Origin of the sequence: Brevundimonas sp. DC300-4, from assembly GCF_049897365.1 — a bacterium.
Classification (GTDB): domain Bacteria; phylum Pseudomonadota; class Alphaproteobacteria; order Caulobacterales; family Caulobacteraceae; genus Brevundimonas.
This window is the reverse complement of the sequence record NZ_JAFCWC010000035.1, coordinates 1-2,850: the sequence shown is the minus strand read 5'-3', so window position 1 is coordinate 2,850 and position 2,850 is coordinate 1. Positions and strand designations below refer to the sequence as shown.

Sequence of the window (2,850 nt, the reverse complement as noted above, 5' to 3'; positions counted from 1 at the left end):
GCGTTGCCTTCAAGGGCAAGGATTTTGGTCTCATCTTCGTTCCTTCGTCACTACGACGAGACCAAAATCCTCCTCTAAACGGAACCCTCAATCTGTCTCATTGGCGCTGACGGCGGACATTCGAGAAACGCAGGAGCCAAGCGAAAGGCGTGCAGGTCAGAATACGGCTCGTGGGCCTCCAGAAAGAGCAATCTTCCATCCGGCATGACGGACAGGGCATGCCAGGCGGAAGTGACGCTCGCTGGCAGTTCGACGTTTAGAAGTCCGTCCGACGTGTGCGCAAGCAGTGCAAGGGCGGCGTCGATGAGACTGATTTCAGATGAGACAGCGACCAATCGAACCGCCTCCGAAGCGTCAGCGGACAGCGGGCTAAAACAAAGGTGGGACACCTTGCGTACGAGCGAGGCTTGTTCCGCGATGCTGGCGAATGGTCGAAACGTCGACTTAAGGTCTAGATAGTTGAAGTCGGCCGCGATCGTATCGATCGTTGCCATGATCCCGTAGTTTTTGCCGCTGGTCCCGTAGGAAGACAGCAGTTCTGTGCAGTAGCGGAATGACAGTGTGTCCTTGGGCGCATAGCCCACCACCACGGCTGCCTTTCGCGCGACCGCCAACGAGTGACCGAACTCATCCAGAATAGCTTCGAACAACAAGACGATCGCTTCGCCGTCGCCTACCGACAGAGCCGTATTCAGCTGTTTAAGCCGCTCGAAAGCGGCGCATATCCGGTCGGCGTTCTGGCTTATCCTGTAAGCAACGTAGTCGACAGCCAGTTGACCATCGGCGACTAGCGACAAGTTCTGACCGCCATCGAACGGGGCTACCGCAGGAAACTCTTCGATCAGTTCCAAGTGGACGAAAAGCGAATTGCCACGAAGGACGAAGTCAAACTTCTTGAGATCCTCGATCTCGATGATGTCCAACAGCCTTTTAAGCGTCTTCTTCTGCTCAGGCCGTCCTGACTTCCGGTCGAGCAACCCACGCGCTAAATCCCGGGCCTTGGTGTTGCCGACGTCCTTTAATGCGTAACCCGTTTCCAACCGAAAATGTCCTGATTGAGCCAGTTTCTGGTGGCGGGTGCGACTCGCTCCTCAAAGAAGCGCAACCCAAACTAGATCGGCGACAAACAACCAACGGTCAAGCCAGACATGCACGTCGTCCAGGATCGGCGTCGAGTATATTTTTCTCGGCTACCTCGTTCCGAGAGGTCCGAATGCCAAGGAACCCGACCCTCCCCTTCTCTTCTCGTTCAGGTCCAGCCGGATCAAGCGACATCGGCGTTTCGGCGTGGAGCGGACGTTCCGAACCGCCCTTTGAGCCAGAATCCGGCCTTCAGTGCAGAATACGAAAAGTGCACTGAGGTGGAGGAGAGGAGGGCTCCTCGGCTTTGGCGTTCTGTGCAGGGCCCAGGCGAAATCGAAGGGGGTATCGATTGCCGCCGGCTGGGTATCGATCGTGGGCGTCTGAAGGTTACCGGGTTTCTAGCGCAGCCATGGCCATGATGTCTGAGCCCTCGGCTTCGCCTCGCCCGCCGCATACGACGCTGGTCAAATGTCCGCCAGTTCTATGCAGACCTGTCCAGTTCATGATGCAGCTGCCACGTTCGGTCGGGATCGGATCGGCTCCTCCGAGGTAAACCCGCTCCACCGCCATTATTTGCGTAGCGTCGGCACCAAAACCTTGCCTGCCCTCGATGGTCCCGGCGAAGCCGAGAATTCGTCCGTCATCACCTTGTTTGTCTGTGAACTGGATCAGCACGGTCCCCCGTTCGCTGCGCATGATCACCACGGTGTCGCAGTACAGCCGGCTTAGGTCGCCCTCATCGATAGTGACGCCCGACTGCGCATCGCACGCTCCGCTTGCGATGATGGGAGCAGAATTGGACTGCGCCAAAGCTGGGGCGGGAGCGCAGAGGAGGAAAGCTATCAGCAGACTCAGCTTCACGATGGTTGCTCCTTAGACAGATGTGGGCCGGTCAACGCGCCGGGAGCGCCACCGGATGTGTAATGGCTGCTGCGGCGGTCGAGTGCACGACCTACCCTGAGAGCCCGCCTGTCAGAGCGCTTCGCAAATCGTACGCGGTCCGACAACGCGCATGTTCGCCGACATAAAGCGCGCGCCGTCCCACTCGAGAAAATCTTCCATGCATACGCCGTCGGAAATCCAACGGGCGGTCACGTAGTTCTCTTTCACATTGTAGCGGAGGTTGAGCATGTAGAACTCTTCCCCGCCGTACGGAAAGTCGTAGACCCGCCCTGTCGAGACGTCTCCGACGAACACGAAGCGGCAAGACGTGCCGCATCCGATTTCGACGATAGCGTAGCGCCATGCGAAGTTCGGGCCCGTTCGCATCTCATCGCTAATGCGAGTCCTGTAGGTCCCGAACCTGCGGTCCGCACCTTGGAAGTCGGGCAGACGAGGGGCACTGCGGTACACCTGTGCCTCCTGAGCGTTTGCCCCCGTTGGCAGCGCAGTCGCGACGCAGCCGAACGCTGTCGCCACCAATACCGCGCGCGCTAGTGATCTCTTCGCACGCTCAAACATCAACACCGCCATGTCCCACCAACTAGCTGATTCCGCAGCTTAAGCGCGAAGGGCCTGCCTGTCCCGGCGATTGCGGCTCCAGCTTCACGAATCGGGAACGCGATGGATGCCCCAACCCCGGGGCTTCGGCATGGTGAAGAAATGGAGCAGCGCCCGCCCCCTTAGTGCACCTCATGAAAAGTGCACTATTGAACCGCCCCGGGTTTGCCGGAGGCCTTAACTCCTGAGAGGAAGAGGCCATGACAAGCAAGACGACGAACAAGTTCTCACCCGAGGTTCGCGAGCGAGCGGTCCGGATGGTGGTGG

General features: G+C 58.7%; 3 protein-coding genes. All 3 read right to left on the bottom strand.

All coding sequences use genetic code 11. From position 1 onward, the window contains the following. Positions 1-74: 74 nt before the first annotated feature. The 3 genes from ACP7AZ_RS17700 to ACP7AZ_RS17690 all read right to left on the bottom strand — a co-directional run bounded on the left by ACP7AZ_RS17700 (position 75) and on the right by ACP7AZ_RS17690 (position 2,556). Entirely contained in the window at positions 75-1,040 is a 966-nt protein-coding gene (locus tag ACP7AZ_RS17700) for a hypothetical protein (protein WP_426039966.1), read from the bottom strand. A gap of 430 nt (positions 1,041-1,470) precedes the next feature. Next, a complete protein-coding gene (locus tag ACP7AZ_RS17695) occupies positions 1,471-1,944 on the bottom strand; it encodes a hypothetical protein (RefSeq protein WP_426039965.1) in 474 nt (157 codons plus the stop codon). A 111-nt stretch (positions 1,945-2,055) separates the two neighbouring features. Then, the gene (locus ACP7AZ_RS17690) at positions 2,056-2,556 is read right to left on the bottom strand and encodes a hypothetical protein (RefSeq protein WP_426039964.1); all 501 of its coding nucleotides are present in this window, start codon (positions 2,554-2,556) and stop codon (positions 2,056-2,058) included. Positions 2,557-2,850: the final 294 nt, after the last annotated feature.

Excerpts from the sequence above, each read along its gene's own strand:
- ACP7AZ_RS17690 (WP_426039964.1), bottom strand. The coding sequence starts at position 2,556 with ATGGCGGTGTTGATGTTTGAGCGTGCGAAGAGATCACTAGCGCGCGCG.